Below are 1,060 nucleotides of genomic sequence, written 5' to 3' on the forward strand. Positions count from 1 at the left end.
CATGGTGCTTCCGCCTACGGTGGTAGGGTTCGGCCTGCTCCTGTTTTTTGGCCGACACGGTCCGGTAAGCTGGGTTTTTCCGGGGCAGGTGCTTTTTACCTGGTGGGCAGCGGTGATCGCTTCTGCGGTAATGGCCTTTCCGCTGGTGTACCAGAACGCCTCGGCAGCTTTTGCGCAGGTAGATCCGGACCAGGAAAATGCTGCCCGGACCCTGGGGGCAGGAGAAATACGGGTCTTTTTCACGGTTACCATCCCCCTGGCCTGGCCGGGAATTCTCTCGGGTCTCGTGCTGGCTTTTGCCCGGGCGCTTGGGGAATTTGGCGCCACGCTGATGGTTGCCGGAAATATCCCCGGGAAAACCCAGACTGTGCCGATGGCCATCTATTTCGCTGTGGAGGCAGGTGACTACCGCACAGCAGTACCTTTGGTGTTTACAGTGCTGGTCCTTTCTTTTACGTTAATCTTTGGGCTGCACCGGTGGTCGCGGCGCCAGCTTACTCGTTATGCTGAGCAGAGGAGGTGTTGAGGGGGATGCTGCAGGTTGAATTCGAAAAGCGGCTTCCGGATTTTACCCTGAAGGCCAGTTTTAAGGTGCCTGCAGGCGATCTGGTTGCCCTAGTCGGCCCCTCTGGTTCTGGGAAGACAACGGTCCTGGAGTGTCTGGCCGGCTTGCAACGACCTGATGCCGGACGCATCAGGCTGAACGGCCAGATCTTTTTTGATTCCGACCGGCGGGTTAACATCCCTCCAGCCAGGAGGGGTGTTGGTTTTATTTTTCAGGGATATGCCCTTTTCGAGCACTTGACGGTATGGGAAAACATCCTTTATGGGGTGAGGAGGGGCCTCAGGAAGGCTGGAGAGCAGCGCGCGGCTGAACTTATGGCAAACCTTGGCATAACCCAACTGAAGCACCGTTATCCCGCACAACTTTCGGGAGGGGAGCGCCAGCGGGTGGCTTTGGCCAGAGCGCTGGTACGCGAACCGGCGTTGCTCTTACTGGACGAGCCGCTGGCAGCACTGGACCGCGGGCTGCGGGAGCGGTTGCGGCAGGGACTGGGGG

2 protein-coding genes are annotated in these 1,060 nt (G+C 59.0%); both read left to right on the forward strand.

From position 1 onward, the window contains the following. Positions 1 to 526: molybdate ABC transporter permease subunit (modB, locus tag KKC1_RS13465; protein ID WP_088554954.1), on the forward strand; the 526-nt coding region annotated here is incomplete at its 5' end. A gap of 5 nt (positions 527 to 531) precedes the next feature. Beyond that, the coding region (locus KKC1_RS13470; protein ID WP_088554955.1) for an ATP-binding cassette domain-containing protein at positions 532 to 1,060 on the forward strand (529 nt) is incomplete at its 3' end.

The sequence above is a fragment of the Calderihabitans maritimus genome (genome assembly GCF_002207765.1).
Taxonomy (GTDB): domain Bacteria; phylum Bacillota; class KKC1; order Calderihabitantales; family Calderihabitantaceae; genus Calderihabitans; species Calderihabitans maritimus.